16 protein-coding genes are annotated in these 15,765 nt (G+C 40.1%); 12 read left to right on the top strand and 4 right to left on the bottom strand.

Going from position 1 to position 15,765, the window contains the following annotated elements; translation table 11 throughout:
- Positions 1–196 precede the first annotated feature (196 nt).
- Positions 197–961, bottom strand: coding sequence for an MBL fold metallo-hydrolase (locus DBR40_RS17755; protein WP_199748378.1), 765 nt, complete (start codon positions 959–961; stop codon positions 197–199).
- A 124-nt stretch (positions 962–1,085) separates the two neighbouring features.
- Here DBR40_RS17755 and DBR40_RS17750 point away from each other — a divergent pair, with 124 nt between their 5' ends.
- From DBR40_RS17750 to DBR40_RS17715, 8 genes are all read left to right on the top strand, one after another.
- Positions 1,086–2,411 (top strand): sulfatase-like hydrolase/transferase, encoded by a 1,326-nt coding sequence (locus DBR40_RS17750; RefSeq protein ID WP_124561083.1) that lies wholly within the window; start codon positions 1,086–1,088, stop codon positions 2,409–2,411.
- A 371-nt stretch (positions 2,412–2,782) separates the two neighbouring features.
- Positions 2,783–4,483 carry a single-stranded-DNA-specific exonuclease RecJ gene (gene recJ / locus DBR40_RS17745; protein ID WP_124561082.1) on the top strand — a complete coding sequence of 567 codons (1,701 nt, stop codon included), beginning with the start codon at positions 2,783–2,785 and terminating at the stop codon, positions 4,481–4,483.
- A gap of 95 nt (positions 4,484–4,578) precedes the next feature.
- The gene (gene lptB, locus DBR40_RS17740; protein ID WP_124561081.1) at positions 4,579–5,319 is read left to right on the top strand and encodes an LPS export ABC transporter ATP-binding protein; all 741 of its coding nucleotides are present in this window, start codon (positions 4,579–4,581) and stop codon (positions 5,317–5,319) included.
- Between the two features lie 170 nt (positions 5,320–5,489).
- Positions 5,490–7,007 (top strand): GH3 auxin-responsive promoter family protein, encoded by a 1,518-nt coding sequence (locus DBR40_RS17735; protein ID WP_124561080.1) that lies wholly within the window; start codon positions 5,490–5,492, stop codon positions 7,005–7,007.
- Positions 7,008–7,105: 98 nt separating this feature from the next.
- Positions 7,106–7,534 (top strand): YkvA family protein, encoded by a 429-nt coding sequence (locus DBR40_RS17730; RefSeq protein ID WP_124561079.1) that lies wholly within the window; start codon positions 7,106–7,108, stop codon positions 7,532–7,534.
- Positions 7,518–7,841: a DUF2752 domain-containing protein gene (locus DBR40_RS17725; RefSeq protein WP_233603924.1), complete on the top strand. Its 324-nt coding sequence runs from the start codon at positions 7,518–7,520 to the stop codon at positions 7,839–7,841. Before DBR40_RS17730 ends, DBR40_RS17725 begins: the two co-directional genes overlap by 17 nt.
- A gap of 10 nt (positions 7,842–7,851) precedes the next feature.
- Complete coding sequence (locus tag DBR40_RS26895; protein ID WP_199748377.1) at positions 7,852–8,337, top strand: CCC motif membrane protein; 486 nt, start codon at positions 7,852–7,854, stop codon at positions 8,335–8,337.
- A 102-nt stretch (positions 8,338–8,439) separates the two neighbouring features.
- Entirely contained in the window at positions 8,440–8,850 is a 411-nt protein-coding gene (locus tag DBR40_RS17715; protein ID WP_025145566.1) for a BrxA/BrxB family bacilliredoxin, read from the top strand.
- A gap of 98 nt (positions 8,851–8,948) precedes the next feature.
- Here the strand turns inward: DBR40_RS17715 and cdaA are convergent, their stop codons facing one another.
- Together cdaA and folP are read right to left on the bottom strand one after the other, a co-directional pair.
- Positions 8,949–9,740 carry a diadenylate cyclase CdaA gene (gene cdaA / locus DBR40_RS17710; RefSeq protein ID WP_124561077.1) on the bottom strand — a complete coding sequence of 264 codons (792 nt, stop codon included), beginning with the start codon at positions 9,738–9,740 and terminating at the stop codon, positions 8,949–8,951.
- Between the two features lie 138 nt (positions 9,741–9,878).
- Positions 9,879–10,730: a dihydropteroate synthase gene (gene folP, locus DBR40_RS17705; protein ID WP_124561076.1), complete on the bottom strand. Its 852-nt coding sequence runs from the start codon at positions 10,728–10,730 to the stop codon at positions 9,879–9,881.
- A gap of 99 nt (positions 10,731–10,829) precedes the next feature.
- Between folP and DBR40_RS17700 the strand changes: the two genes are divergently transcribed.
- From DBR40_RS17700 to DBR40_RS17685, 4 genes are read left to right on the top strand one after another with little or no spacing between them, the layout of a single operon-like run.
- Entirely contained in the window at positions 10,830–11,375 is a 546-nt protein-coding gene (locus tag DBR40_RS17700) for a DUF1599 domain-containing protein (protein ID WP_124561075.1), read from the top strand.
- Positions 11,376–11,435: 60 nt separating this feature from the next.
- Positions 11,436–12,587, top strand: a complete 1,152-nt coding sequence (locus DBR40_RS17695; RefSeq protein WP_124561074.1) for a BT_3928 family protein — start codon at positions 11,436–11,438, stop codon at positions 12,585–12,587.
- Between the two features lie 2 nt (positions 12,588–12,589).
- The gene (locus tag DBR40_RS17690; protein WP_124561073.1) at positions 12,590–13,645 is read left to right on the top strand and encodes an ABC transporter permease; all 1,056 of its coding nucleotides are present in this window, start codon (positions 12,590–12,592) and stop codon (positions 13,643–13,645) included.
- 18 nt (positions 13,646–13,663) lie between these two features.
- Positions 13,664–14,215: a shikimate kinase gene (locus tag DBR40_RS17685; RefSeq protein WP_124561072.1), complete on the top strand. Its 552-nt coding sequence runs from the start codon at positions 13,664–13,666 to the stop codon at positions 14,213–14,215.
- A 70-nt stretch (positions 14,216–14,285) separates the two neighbouring features.
- Here the strand turns inward: DBR40_RS17685 and crtD are convergent, their stop codons facing one another.
- The gene (gene crtD / locus DBR40_RS17680; RefSeq protein ID WP_124561071.1) at positions 14,286–15,761 is read right to left on the bottom strand and encodes a 1-hydroxycarotenoid 3,4-desaturase CrtD; all 1,476 of its coding nucleotides are present in this window, start codon (positions 15,759–15,761) and stop codon (positions 14,286–14,288) included.
- Positions 15,762–15,765: the final 4 nt, after the last annotated feature.

The raw sequence follows: 15,765 nt of genomic DNA, 5'->3' as shown, positions 1-15,765 counted from the left end.
CTTTTGGGTTCAGTCTATTGCCGGGGCTTTTTGTTTTACCACCAAAGACAGTGAGTTTTACACAGAGAATACTGTGGTATTATTGCTTTATGTGCTCTGTGCCTCTCTTTGTGTGCTTTGTGGTTAAAAAATAAGAGATTCTGGTCTGCGCCAGAATGACAGAACAGGAACTTTGCGATTAAAAATTAAGAAAATCTTACCTTATCTTAAATCCACCCTCTATTTCATCTACGAAGCCTGTTGCTGCACTTTTACTGTGGTAAAAAAGACACTCCCAGTTTTCTTCAGCTGCTCTTCTACCAAATTCTTTGCGGAGTTCCATTGCCTTACGACCATCGAAATCGTATTTCGCAATGAAGTTTTTAACCAGTTCTTCCGGTTCAGGTAGTACATCGCCTCCAAAAAATACCTTTTGTTTGCCTTCTGTTAAAAGAAAAATCTGGTGGTTAGGGCAGTGGGCACCCGTAAATTCGTAAGCAATGCTTTCATTAATTGCACCGTCGCCCTCTACAAAAGTTAACTGGGCATTGCGTTGTACAAATTCGAAAATATCAGCATGATACGAGGTTGATGTACTGCTAAATGCAGTTTCCCATTCACCACGGTTAATAATATGCTCCGCATCAGGGAAACTTAGCTCGGTTTTAGTACCCAACTGGTGGATCATACCACCCGAGTGATCGTAATGTAAATGCGACATTAAAACCTTAGTCACATCGGTAGGATCGAAGCCTGCATTTCTGATGTTTTTATGTAAAATGAGTTCGCCGTGATCGTCGCTAAACCCCAAACCCGTATCGAAAAGGACCAGGTCGTTTTTAAGTTCAACCAAAAAAGGTTGTACGTTGATAAACAGCGAGGCGGGTCTGTCTTTAAAATGGTGGATGGCAGGATCGAATGGCACAAATTTTTTTGTTGCATCAACTGAATAGGTGCCTTCGTAAAGGGTGTGGACTTGCAAAATGTAAATCTTTAATGTTTCTACAAAGGTAACAATCTAAATAACAGTATTTGTTTTAGTAAAAGCTTGGATACTTCCTTTTTTTGTAAAATATGATTGCTAAATTTCAGGCAAATTATTCTTTATGAGCATCCGTGTTTTGATTTTATTGCTGGTTTTTGGCTTTTCTAACCGTTTATTTGCCCAGCAGCGTCCAAATGTAATTATCGTGCTGGCCGATGATATGGGTTATGCTGATATTTCGTGCTACGGAAGCCCACTGATTAAAACGCCTTTTTTAGATGGGATGGCAGCAAAAGGAATAAAGGCAACCAATTTTGTAACTACTTCACCAACCTGTACCCCTTCGAGGGCATCGTTATTAACCGGAAGGTATTGCAGCCGGATGGATTTGCCGAGGCCAATAGGACCAGGTGAAAAAGCCGGAATGCCTGAAGACGAAATTACCATTGCACAAATGCTAAAACAATCGGGCTATGTAACTGCATTAGTTGGTAAATGGCACTTGGGCGATCATGGTGTTTCGTTGCCTAACAAAAAAGGTTTTGACGAGTTTTATGGTTTGTTATATAGTCACGATTACCGGGCACCTTATGTAAAAACCGATACCACCATTAAAATTTTCAGAAATACCAAACCCGAAATTTATAAACCGCACGATAGTATTTTAACCAGTTCTTACACACGCGAGTCGATTAATTTCATTAAGAAAAATGCAGCAGCTAAAAAGCCATTTTTTCTTTACCTGGCTCAGAATATGCCGCATTTACCGGTTGCCTTTGCTGCACAGAAAAGCCGCAAAACACCATCAGCAGGTGGTGAGCTGGGCGATGTGATTGAGGATATGGATGCTGGTTTGGCGCAAATCTGGAAACAGGTAGTAGCATCAGGACAGGCCGACAATACGATTTTTATTTTTACCAGCGATAATGGCCCATGGATTAATGCACCATCAAGAATGTACCAGGATGGTTTTACCAAATTTTACCATGTAGGTTCGGCTGGTGTTTTCAGGGGATCGAAAGGCATTTCTTACGAGGCTGGTCATCGGGTACCATTTATTGTATATTGGAAAGGCCATACGCTTACCGATACGCAATTAACAAAACCGATTTCGAATTTAGACGTTTTTCCTACGCTGGCCGATTGGACCAAAAGTAAACTTCCGCAACGGGTATATGATGGCGAATCTATTTCTGCTTTGCTAACCACTAAAAATTACAATAAGCCCCATCGTCCGATTTACTACCACAATTACGTTTTAGAAGGTGTAAAAGATGGAGATTGGAAATTGAGGATTACCAAAAACGATAATAAAGAACTAACGGAGTTGTATAATCTTTCATGGGATCCCGCTGAGCGTGTTAATCTGGCCGATGATGCGAAATATGCAGCTCAAAAAGAATATTTATTGAAACTTTACCAGGAATATCCGGGGAATTCGAAATAAGATATTATAATAATTTCTCCCGCAGATTTAAGGGATTGAAACACAGATATCATTAATGTAAGGCATTAATATTTTAAATCTGTGTTTTTTTGCGCCATCAGCGGGAAATAAGATACTGTGCTACTGTCTTTAAGTTTCTCCCACAGATTTAAGGGATTGAAGCACAGATATTATTGATGCAAGGCATTATTGTTTATAAATCTGCGTCTCTTTCTGTTTAATCAGTGGGAAATAATGAATCAGATAGTATTAGTTGCCGTACTCTTAAAGAGGTATCACACTACATTGGTGAGGTGAAAACTATTACTATGTAATGATTGCTGCCGTCGTATCCAATTAAAATGTATATTTACTGTTCGGAAACAGAATAAATGGAAAAAAGATGGGTGCTTGCGTCAAATTGTGATGATGCTACTATAACTACGATTGCAGAACAACTGAATATAGATCGCTCGTTGGCGCAGATATTGGTACAACGGAATATTTGCGATTTCGATCAGGCAAAAGATTTCTTCCGACCGGATTTAGACCATCTGCATAATCCTTTCATAATGAAGGATATGGATGCTGCAATATCCAGGATAGAAACTGCTCTGGCTACTCACGAAAAAATCCTGATTTATGGCGATTACGATGTAGATGGTACCACTTCGGTAGCATTAGCCTTCAGTTTCTTTTCTCAGTTAACTTCAAATATTGAATATTATATTCCAGATCGTTACCTGGAAGGGTATGGCATTTCTACTACTGGTATAGACTATGCCAGTGAAAATGGATTTACTTTAATTATTGCGCTTGATTGTGGGATAAAATCAATTGATAAAATTGATTATGCCAATACTTTAGGTATCGATTTTATTATTTGCGATCACCATTTACCTGGAGATGAATTACCTAAAGCCGTTGCTGTTTTAGATCCCAAACGATCAGATTGTGCATATCCTTTTAAAGAGCTTGCCGGCTGCGGTATTGGTTTCAAACTAGCGCAGGCATATGCACAAAAACACCAATTGCCTAAAGAAACGTATCTACGGTATCTAGATCTGGTGATGGTGAGTATCGCAGCGGATATTGTGCCCGTTGTTGGCGAGAACCGGATTTTAGCGCATTATGGTTTAAAAAAGTTAAACACCAATCCCTGCGAAGGCTTACGGGCTTTAATGGAAGTTTCGGGCAAGACCGAGAATTATACCATTACAGATGTTGTTTTTACGCTCGGGCCGCGGATTAATGCTGCGGGTAGGATCGATCATGCAAAACATGCAGTGGCTATGCTGCTTTGCCAGGTAGACGGAAATGCTTCAGAACAGAGCGAGCTGATTAATCTTAAAAATACAGAGCGTAAAACCTACGACCAGGACATTACCCGCGAAGCTCTGGCTTTAATTGGTGATAGTGAAATTCTGATTAACAAAAAAACCACTGTTGTATTTAATGAAAACTGGCACAAAGGTGTGATTGGGATTGTAGCCTCACGTTTAACTGAAAAATATTACCGTCCAACCATTGTGCTTACCAAATCAAACGGTCATGTTGCTGGTTCATGTCGTTCGGTAGTGGGTTTCGATTTATACGAAGCCTTGAGTGGCTGTGCAGACTTACTGGATCAGTACGGTGGTCATAAATTTGCAGCGGGTTTAACCATGCAGGAGCATAATGTTGGTGCTTTTGCGGATAAATTTGAAGAAATTGTATCAGCCAGCATTACTGAAGAGTTGCTAACCCCAATGATTAAGATCGATGCAGGAATAGAACTGGCACAGATTGATGGCAAATTTTACCGGGTTTTGGCACAAATGGGGCCATTTGGCCCCGAAAATATGGCGCCTATTTTTGTTACCCATGGGGTATACCTAGCACAACATGCCATGGCAGTTGGTGCAAATCACTTAAAAATTAATATAAAACAACAAAATTCGCCTATTTTTGAGGGCATCGCATTTGGGTTGGGAGAATTTCAAAACCTCCTGCAGCCAAGAGCTCCTTTCTCCATATGCTATACCATTGAAGAAAATGTATGGCGCGAGAAGAGGCGTTTGCAATTGAATATTAAAGGAATAAAAGTTAATTAAACAAAATCGTTATCCTGTCCCGATTTTATCATCGGGATCAGGATCTCTTGAGTGAGATGCTGAATCAAGTTCAGCAAGACGGAGTGGATCGATATATGATACTAAGAGCCGAAAATCTGGTTAAAAAATATAAACAGCGTACTGTTGTAAACAATGTTTCGTTCAATGTAAACCAAGGCGAGATTGTTGGTTTGCTGGGACCTAACGGAGCGGGTAAAACCACTTCCTTTTATATGATTGTAGGGTTAATTAAACCTAACGAAGGACGTATTTTTTTAGAAGAAGAAGATATTACCGAAGATCCAATGTACCGCAGGGCGCAGAAAGGAATTGGTTATCTGGCTCAGGAAGCTTCGGTTTTTAGGAAACTTACTGTAGAAGATAATATTCTTGCCATTTTGGAAATGAGCGACATGAGCAAGGAAGAACAGAAAGATAAACTCGAAGAGCTGATTAACGAGTTTAGCTTGCATAAAGTGCGCAAAAACCGTGGCGATTTATTGTCGGGAGGTGAGCGTCGCCGTACCGAAATTGCACGTGCTTTAGCAGCTAACCCCAATTTCATTTTACTCGATGAGCCCTTTGCTGGGGTAGACCCTATTGCGGTAGAAGAAATCCAGGGTATCGTGGCTAAGCTGAAACACAAAAATATCGGCATTCTGATAACCGACCACAACGTACAGGAAACCCTTTCTATTACTGACAGGGCTTACCTGCTTTTTGAAGGAAAAATTTTAGAGCAAGGCGTACCTGAGGTACTGGCCGAAAATGAAATGGTACGAAAAGTATATCTGGGATCGAATTTCGTATTAAAACGCAAGAAATTTGATGTTTAATCCACAGGTTGCTGATAGAATATTGTTAATCAAAACAAATTTTAATTTCGGGTGTTGCCTAAACTTTATGCTGAAACGAATTACTGTAAACCAGGGTGCTGTAAATAAAAGAATGTACATAGATGTAGAAACTTTTGATAAGATGATGTTCATTAATTTTAACCTTTAAGATGGCAATTGTAAATTCGATTTTTACCTGGTTAATGAAAAAGCGGATCCACCAGATCGAGCTTTTTATGAAATATCCACACGATGTTCAGGAAGAATGGTTCCACACGCTGGTTGATAGTGCCGAAAACACCGAATGGGGCAAACTGTACGATTACAAGACCATTTTAACCGTACAGCAATATCAGGAACGCGTTCCCATCCAAAATTACGATACTTTAAAGCCCTACATTGAGCGTATGTTGAATGGTGAGCAGAATATCCTTTGGCCGTCAGATATCAAGTGGTTTGCTAAATCATCAGGTACTACCAGCGACAGGAGCAAATTTATTCCTGTTTCGGAAGAAAGCCTTGAAGAATGCCATTTCAAAGGTGGTAAAGATATGCTTTCTATTTATTGCAATAACCGGCCCGATAACCAGATGTTTACCGGTAAGAGTTTGGTTTTAGGCGGAAGCCATCAGGTAAACCAATTAAACGAAGATTGCTTTTACGGCGATTTATCGGCTGTGCTGATTAAAAATCTGCCAATATGGGCTGAGTTTTACCGCACCCCAGATATGTCTATCGCTTTGATGGATAATTATGAAATAAAAATGGATAGGATGGCTGAGGCCACTATCAACGAAAATGTAACCAGTATTTCGGGAGTACCTACCTGGACCATCGTACTGGCCAAAAAAGTACTCGAACTAACAGGCAAAAGCAATTTACTAGAAGTTTGGCCCAATCTCGAAGTATATATTCACGGTGCGGTAAACTTTGCGCCTTACCGCGAACAGTTTAAACAACTCATCCCTTCTCCCGATATGTATTATCTGGAGACCTATAATGCCTCAGAAGGATTTTTTGGTATCCAGGATCAGGACGATTCAGATGAAATGCTGCTGATGCTGGATTATGGTATTTTCTACGAATTTGTGCCCATGGAGCATATTGGTGAAGAGAATCCTAAAGCATTGGTGCTGGGCGAAGTGGAGTTGCATAAAAACTATGCAATTGTAATTTCTACCAACGGAGGTTTATGGCGCTATATGATTGGCGACACCATTCAGTTTACCTCGCTGGCCCCCTACCGCATTAAAATTACTGGCCGTACCAAACACTTCATTAATGCGTTTGGCGAAGAGGTGATTATCGATAATGCCGAACAAGCCTTAACCAAAGCCTGCCAGGAAACCGGTGCCGAGATTAAAGATTATACTGCGGGACCAATTTATTTTAAAGGAGAGAAGGCAGGTGGTCACGAATGGATTATTGAGTTTGATAAACAACCTAACGATTTTGAAAAGTTTGTAGACATTATGGATCAAACGCTGCGCGAAGTAAATTCTGATTACGATGCCAAGCGCTTTAAGGATATGGCACTCTGCCGGCCTAAAGTACACAACGCACCGGTCCACACGTTCTACAACTGGTTAAAGGCAAAGGACAAGCTGGGTGGACAACACAAAGTACCGCGACTGGCTAACGAGAGGAAGTATGTTGATGATATTTTGGAGATGATGAAAAATGCTTAAATTCAATAAAAGATAAAAACATCTGGCATTTAGATTGTTTCATCAAATGAGCCGATACAATATGATGCTTTTGGCCGTTAATTTATAATACATCCAGCATGAAATTGAACAGGCAAAAAATATTAGATTTCTTTAAAAAATCTGAGGGCAAGGCAACGGTGATCTTGAATGATAAAACCAGGGCCAGCAAAACAATTAAGGATGCACTGGGCAAAGCTGTAACCAATAAAGGCGATTTAGAAGGCATTTGGGCTAAGCTGGTGCTGTTGTTTGCCGTTGCAAAAGATTATGTAAACGGTAGCTATACCGAAATTCCGAAACGATCGATCGTTGCCATTTTAGGTGGCCTGGTTTATTTTTTGTCGCCCGTTGATGTGATCCCGGATTTTGTACCCGCTTTAGGTTTTATTGATGATATATACATCTTAAACCTGGTGTACAGGCAGGTGCTTAAAGACCTCGAAAAGTATAAGGCCTGGAAAGATGCACAGGCAAAAATAATAGATGTATATGGCTCAACCAGATAAAAGTTTTTTAGATTGGTTAGGCGAACATCTTTTTAGCTGCCCTTTTAAAGCTTATTTTGGTGTCGATTGCCCTGGTTGTGGTTTACAGCGGTCGGTTGTTGCCTTGCTTAAAGGAAATTTCATCGATTCTTTTAAATTTTATCCCGCAACCCTTCCTTTAATTTTTGTATTGCTTTTTACACTTGTTCACCTAAAACTCGACTTTAAATTTGGTGCACAGTTGATTAAAATCGTTTTTGCAGGTGTTGCAGTAATTATCTTAATCAATTACATTTACAAAATATACAATCACCAACTACTAAGTTAAACACATACTCATGTCAGAAGAACAGGAAAACCCTCAGGAAAATAAACCTATCGATCTTTCAAAGAAAGAGGAACCGATTATAGAGCCAATAAATGAGGGGCCGGTAAGTCCACCACCATTTCAACAACCGCCGCCGTTTCAGCAGCCGCCTCCATTTGGGCAGTTTGGCGGAGGGTTTGGTCAGCAAAATTTACCTAATGCCACTGCGGCACTCGTTTTAGGTATTATTGCGCTACCAGCTTGCTGCTTTTATGGCATATTTGGGCTTATTTTCGGTGTTATTGCCTGGGTTTTAGGAGGTGGGGATGTTAAAAAATACCAGCTTAACCCTACACTTTATACCGAATCATCCTATAAAAATGCCAAAGCTGGAAAGATTTGCGGTATGATTGCTACAATTCTGAGTTTATTGTTTATTGTATTTGTTGTTTTAATTGTGGCAGGTGCCATTACGCATCCCGAAGCATACGACAGATTTTTTAAAGGACTAAATTAAGCGGCTATTTAATTTTACCTTAAAAATATAAACTGGATGGTGCATGCCATCTGATTTTCTTATTTTTGTAGCGTTCAAATTGTAAATCATAAACTCACGATAATGTATCCAGAATATTTAGTAGAACCAATGCGTAAGGAATTAACCAACGTAGGTTTTCAGGAATTAAAAAATGCAGCAGATGTAGATCAGGCCATTAAAGGCGAAGGAACTGTATTGGTTGTTGTAAACTCGGTTTGTGGTTGCGCGGCAGCAAATGCACGCCCGGCAGCGAGAGCAGCAGCAGCACACGAAAAACACCCCGATAAATTGGTTACCGTTTTTGCAGGTATGGAAAAAGAAGCTGTAGATCAGGCCAGAAACTATATGATGCCTTTCCCACCGTCATCGCCAGCTATGGCTTTGTTTAAAGATGGTAAATTGGTACACATGATCGAGCGCCATCAAATTGAAGGTAGACCAGCACAAATGATCGCTGATAACCTGATTGGTGCTTTCGAACAATATTGTTAAGAAAAGATTACGCAGATATTTAGATTACACTGATTAATGTTATACTAATCAGTGTAATCTCCTTAAATACCCAAAATCTGTGCTATAAATCGGTGTTGTTAAAAGTCTTTATTGAGCAGTTTCTCCAGCTCTCCGAACGAAACGTTCATTCTTACCCGACCTTGTTTAGCATACGAAATTTCTCCAGTCTCTTCCGAAATAATTACCGCAACAGCATCCGTAGTTTCAGAAACTCCAATACCTGCCCTGTGTCTTAAACCGAATTGCGAAGGCAACTGATCGTTATCAGTTAAAGGGAGGATACAACTCGCACTTTTAATCTTGTTTTCCGAAATAACCACAGCACCATCGTGCAGAGGGCTGTTTTTCTGGAAAATACTTTCGAGCAGGCGCTTAGATATTTTGGCATCGACCAGTTCACAGCTATTGGCAAAAAACTGTTCGTCGTAAAATTTAACAAACACAATCAGCGCGCCTGTCCTGGTTTTTTTCATGCTTTTGCAGGCATCAATAATCGGCTTTATTCGCGTTAAATTATTTCGCTCAATTTCTTTCCGGCCAAATAAATAACCCCACCAGGCCTTGTTTTTTTGTAGAAAGGCATTTTTACCAATGAGTAACAGAAAGCGCCTGATTTCGGGGTGAAAAATAACGATCAGGGCAATGATACCCACACTCATAAATTTCTCTATGATGGTGGTGAGCAGTTTCATGTTTAACGCATCTACTACCCGGTAAAAAATGGCAATGATGAGCATACCCACCAGCAGGTTTACGGCCAGGGTATTGCGGATCAGTGTATACACATAATAAATTAACAGTGCCACCAGCACAATATCTACCACATCGGTGATGGTAAATTTTACAAAGTCGAAATCCAATCCTTTCATTATGGGCAAGATAGTAAAACAGTTATAGAGAATTCGTCACCCTGAATTTATTTCAGGATCTCTAATTCATAAAGATACTGAACCAAGTTCAGTATGACGTTACGTTTATTTTTGTAATCAAAAAATAATAATCTAAGCTTAACCTAACATCCCCACCAACCTCACACACTCCACAGCTTCCTTAACATCATGTACCCTTAAAATCCCTGCGCCTTTTTGCAGTGCAATCGTGTTCAGTACCGAAGTTCCGTTTAAGGCTTCGGGTGCAGTAGTACCCAGTGTTTTATGAATCATTCCCTTGCGCGAGAAACCTACCAATATTGGCAGTTTAAAAATCTGGAAAGCCTCCATTTGGTTCAGCAATTCATAGTTATGGGCAATGGTTTTTCCGAAGCCAAAACCGGGGTCTATGATAACATCGTGGACATGCAACGCCTTCAGCTTGGCTAGTTTTTTAGCCAGGTAATCTACCACATCCAGGAGTACATTTTCGTAAACTGGGTTTTGTTGCATATTTTGTGGCGTTCCCTGCATGTGCATAATCATGTAAGGTACCTGCATTCTGGCAACCGTTTCGAACATCAGCTCATCCATATCACCCGAGGCGATATCGTTAACAATATGTGCACCCGCCAGTATAGTTGCTTCGGCTACTTTGGCTCTGAAAGTATCGATTGAAAAAATAGCTTCTGGAAATGCTGTCGATAGGCTGCTCACAACAGGCACGAGTCTATCTATCTCTTCTGCTTCCGAAATATCCTTCGCACCCGGTCTGGATGAATAACCACCAATATCGATAAATGTTGCGCCTTCGGTCAGGTGTTTTTCTGTTTTGGTTAAGGCCTCATCTATAGATTTTGTTCTGCTGTCGCTGTAAAAAGAATCGGGTGTGATGTTGAGAATTCCCATCACCTTCGGACTACTTAAATCAATAAGCTGACCTTTTATATTTAAGCTTTGTTTGGGCTCAAAAAAGTTTTTTTCTGCCATAATAAACCCTTTCGGGATTTGGGTTTCGCTTTAAAAATGTATCTTTAGCTTTTGTTTTTTCACGACAAAAATACACTAAAAACTAAATAAATATTGGCTTTGGCACAAACAAATACGGCTACAGAATTTGATGAGGTGATTGCAGTTTGCAGATCATTATTTTTAAAGAAAACGAAAGATTACGGCACGGCCTGGCGCATATTAAGACCAAGTTCGATCACCGATCAGATTTTTATCAAAGCTCAGCGCATTCGTACTTTAGAAGAAAAAAAAGTGAGCAAAGTGGGAGAGGGTGTCATATCCGAATACATTGGGATTGTTAACTATTGTGTTATTGCCATGATGCAGCTCGAACTTACAGATAACGATCCGAACGAAATGCCTTTCGAAACGGTTGAAAATTTGTTTGAAGAAAAAATTACTGAAACCAGGGATTTAATGTTTGCCAAAAACCACGATTATGGTGAGGCTTGGCGTGATATGCGTATCAGCTCGCTTACCGATCTGATTTTGATGAAAATTTTCAGGGTAAAACAAATCGAAGATAACGAAGGACAAACCCTGGCATCCGAAGGCGTAAAGGCAAATTACCAGGACATGCTGAACTACTCGGTTTTCGCCCTGATTAAACTGAGTGTTAAATAAATTTTTGCCACGAAATAGCCATTTAAATATTATAAAACGACTGAAAAACAGATTATACCGATGCAAAACGTACTTTTAAGATTCTCCAGATTTTTTGTTGGCGCTTTATTTATATTTTCTGGCTTAATCAAAGCCAACGATCCGCTTGGTTTTGGCTATAAATTGCAGGAGTATTTCGAAGTTTTTCACATGGGTTTCCTCAACGGAATGGCTACCGGTATAGCCATTTTATTGTGTACTCTCGAAATTGTTTTAGGCGCCTTGTTGCTGCTGGGTTTCTGGAGCAAAAAAGTAGTCTGGGGATTATTGTTGTTAATCATTTTCTTCACCCTGTTAACCTTTATTTCTGCCGCATTTAAAGTAGTAACAAGCTGCGGTTGTTTTGGCGATGCCATTCCGCTTACCCCTTGGCAATCGTTTACCAAAGATCTGATTTTGCTGGTGTTGATCATGATCATTTTCGCGAAAAAGGAATTAATTCAACCTTTATTTAAAAAGGAAGCCACTCAGCGCAATATCGCTTTAGCGGTAACGGTAGTTTCTTTAGGCTTTGGCTTATATACCTACAATGTGTTGCCTGTTATCGATTTCTTGCCTTATAAAGTTGGTGCGCATATTCCTTCATTAATGGTCATCCCTCCGGGAGAGAAGCCAGATGAGTTCGAAATCATGTACCACCTTAAAAATAAGAAAACCAATGCAGAGCAGGATATGAGTGATAAAGCTTATCTCAAAACCGAAATCTGGAAAGATAACAATTGGGAAATTATTGGTGAGCCTACGAAAAGGCTGGTAAAGAAAGGTTATGAGCCTAAAATCAAAGATTTAGTAATTACCGATGCTTCGGGAACCGATTATACTAAAGAATTGATTGAAAACCCTTATTACAGTTTGATTTTTGTGGCTTACGATTTGAAGAATACGAACGAAAGTGCAATTGGTAAATTAAATGCCATCGCGATAAATGCCACACAACAATTCAACATTCGTACGGTTTTGTTAACCTCCAATTCAGCACAGGATGCAGAAGTATTTATCAAAAAGAATAACCTGTTTTCGGAAGTTTTTTATGCTGATGCAGTACCGCTGAAAAGTATGGTAAGGGCTAATCCGGGTGTTTTGTTGTTGAAAAACGGAGTGGTTATCAATAAATGGCATTACCACAATGTGCCAACTTTTGACCAATTGAGCCGGAAATACTTCGATAAATAAACATGATTGGCTATGCACTAAAAAAACTGATGTACGGATTGCTGGTAATGGCCGGCGTTATACTCGTTGTTTTTGTGCTTTTTAATATCCTGCCCGGCGATCCTGCCCGAATGACGATGGGGCAGCGGGCTGATGTACAATCGCTCGAAGCGGTACGTAAAGAGTTTGGTTTAGACCGCTCAAAACCCGTTCAGTTTGTTTTATACCTGAATGATTTATCGCCGCTTAGTGTGCTCGGTAACGATAGTACCACGCAGCAGAAATATCATTACTCGAAATTAATCAGCTTTAATAAAAAGGCTTTGGTGGTTAAATGGCCTTATTTGCGCAGTTCATACCAAACCAGGCGCGATGTAACTGCAATTTTGGCTGAAACCGTTCCCAATACCTTTATACTGGCGCTTACAGCAATGATTTTTGCTACGCTGATAGGTGTGTTTTTAGGAGTGCTGTCGGCAGTTTATAAAGATTCGTGGATTGATAAATCAGCCAATGCATTTGCAATTTTGGGTATTTCGGCCCCTTCGTTTTTTGCGGGGATTATTATCGCCTGGCTTTTTGGTTTTGTGCTGAGCAATTACACTGGTTTGAAAATGAGTGGGAGTTTATATTCTTACGATCCTTTTAACGGGGAAGTGCTTACCTTGAGAAATTTATGGCTACCTATGATTACATTGGGCTTGAGGCCGCTGGCCATTATTGTGCAGCTTACCCGAAGTGCTATGCTCGATGTACTGGCACAGGATTACATCAGAACAGCAAGGGCAAAGGGCTTAAGCAGGAACAAAATTATTTACAAGCACGCCTTAAAAAATGCCTTAAATCCGGTAATAACCGCTATTTCTGGCTGGTTTGCTTCTTTACTTGCCGGTTCTTTTTTTGTAGAATATATTTTTGGCTACAACGGACTGGGCAGAACAACGGTAACGGCATTAGAAATGTCAGATTTCCCGGTAGTAATGGGATCGATATTATTTATTGCCTTTGTTTTCGTTGCAATTAATATATTGGTCGATATTTTGTACGCCTATATCGACCCGAGAGTGAAACTGGCGTAATGAAGAAATAAATATAGCATGAGTAATACGAACGATATAAACAGTGGAAATGTAACATCTCTTTCCGGGATCTTTTTTTTGGTAGGATACATGGGATGTGGTAAAAGTACCAAAGCCAAGCAACTGGCGCACCGTTTAAATTGTCCGGTAATTGATCTGGATGCTGAAATTGTTGCCAAAACAGGAAAAACAATTGCCGAATATTTCGGTGAGTTTGGCGAAAGTGGCTTTAGGGATTATGAAAGTGAGCTGCTTAAAACTTTCGATTATCCGGAAACCTGCGTGGTAGCCACAGGTGGTGGTTTACCCTGTTTCTTCGATAATATGGACTGGATGAATGCGCACGGCGAAACCGTTTATCTGCAAATGGAACCCGCTGCATTGGTATCGCGATTGCACAACCGCCAGAAACGACCTTTAATTAAAGATTTAGATGACGAACAGCTTTTAGTGTTTATAAAAGAAAAACTTCAGGAACGCGATCCATTTTATACCCAGGCAAAATTAATTGTTGACGCCTTTGATCTGGATGGCGAAAAACTGGAAGCGGCGTTACTAGCCAAGGTTTAACCCATCTTGCTACTTATCCATAAATAATACTTACTACTAAATACTTGATACTGCTTTAATTGATACTACTTTAATCAACACAATCACTCACAATTTTAGCCGATAGCAAAGCCAGGGGGATCCCTCCGCCGGGATGAACACTACCACCGCAAAAGAATAGATTTTTAACCTTCGAACTGAAATTAGGGTGTCTGAGAAAAGCAGCAAATTGATTGTTTGAGCTATTCCCGTACAATGAACCCTGATAAGAACCAGTTTTGCTTTCAATGCTCCGGGGATCTAAAACCTGTTCGCAAATAATATCTTTCTCAATGTTCCGGTTTAAAATACGGCTGATTTTTTGGATGATATTGGCTTTTGCTTCCTGTATAAGTTGATCCCAGTCTTGGCCATTATTCGCAGGGACATTAATCATGACAAACCAATTTTCGCTATCTAAAGGGGCATCAGTATGAAGGTGTTTACTGCTGATGTTGATGTAAACCGTTGGGTCGCAGCTAATGGTTTTATTCTTCCAGATGGCATTAAATTCTTTTTGGTAATCTGCAGCAAACAAGATATTGTGTAAGCCCAAATCGTTGTAATTGCCGTTCATGCCCCAATAAAAAATTAAAGCGGAGCTACTGCGTTCCTGGTTGAGTAGTTTTTTCGGGTGTAGTATGCCTTTAAGCAGGTTTTTATAGGTGAACCAGATATCCAGATTGGAGACCACTAGGTCAGCAGGGTGGATTTTATCCTTAACCATTATCCCTTTTATTTTCGGTTTACGGCTACCCGAATGCAGGATTTCTTCTGCCTTTTGGTTGTAATGAAATTGAACACCCAGTTCTTCTGCCAGTTTAACTAGACCACTTACAATACCATACATCCCATTTTTAGGGAGAAAGGCTCCAAAATGATACTCGAAATGTGGAATCACGTTTAAAGTTGCGGGAGCTTGATACGGGTCGGAACCATTGTAGGTAGCATAGCGGTTAAAGAGTTGTGCTATACGATGATCCTTAAAGAATTTGTTGTTGGCCTTTTGCTGCGTTCTGAAAGCATCAATTTGTCCAAACCTGAAAACTGATTTTAGCGTATCCCAATGGAGGTAACTTTTCAATTTGTGCAGGGTTCGTTCTAAAAACACTTTGTGGGTTACATCATAAATGGTAGCGCTTGTTTTTAAGAATTTTTCAACTTCCGATGCGGTAGATTGAGTTTTTGCTTCAATTTCTTGTGCAAATGTATTCAAATCAGCCTTTGCAGTCAACCTTAATCCGTCTTCGTAAAAGTAACGGCAAATTTCTTTTAACCGGATGTATTCAAAATAATCGTTTGGGTTCTTGCCAGCAAGTTGGAAAAGTTCATCCACATATTGCGGCATGGTAAACAGGCTGGGGCCAGCATCAAATCTAAAGCCACTCATGCTGATCTCTGCCAGTTTACCACCAGGTTCTGAGCCAGCTTCAAAAACACTTACCTCGTATCCTTTTACACTTAGGCGGATAGCTGATGCAATTCCCGCAATTCCGGCACCGATAACGATTGCTTTTGGTTTAGACATTAAT

The sequence above is a fragment of the Pedobacter sp. KBW01 genome, assembly GCF_003852395.1.
In the GTDB taxonomy this organism is placed as follows: Bacteria; Bacteroidota; Bacteroidia; order Sphingobacteriales; family Sphingobacteriaceae; genus Pedobacter.
This window is presented reverse-complemented; position numbering and strand designations above follow the sequence as displayed.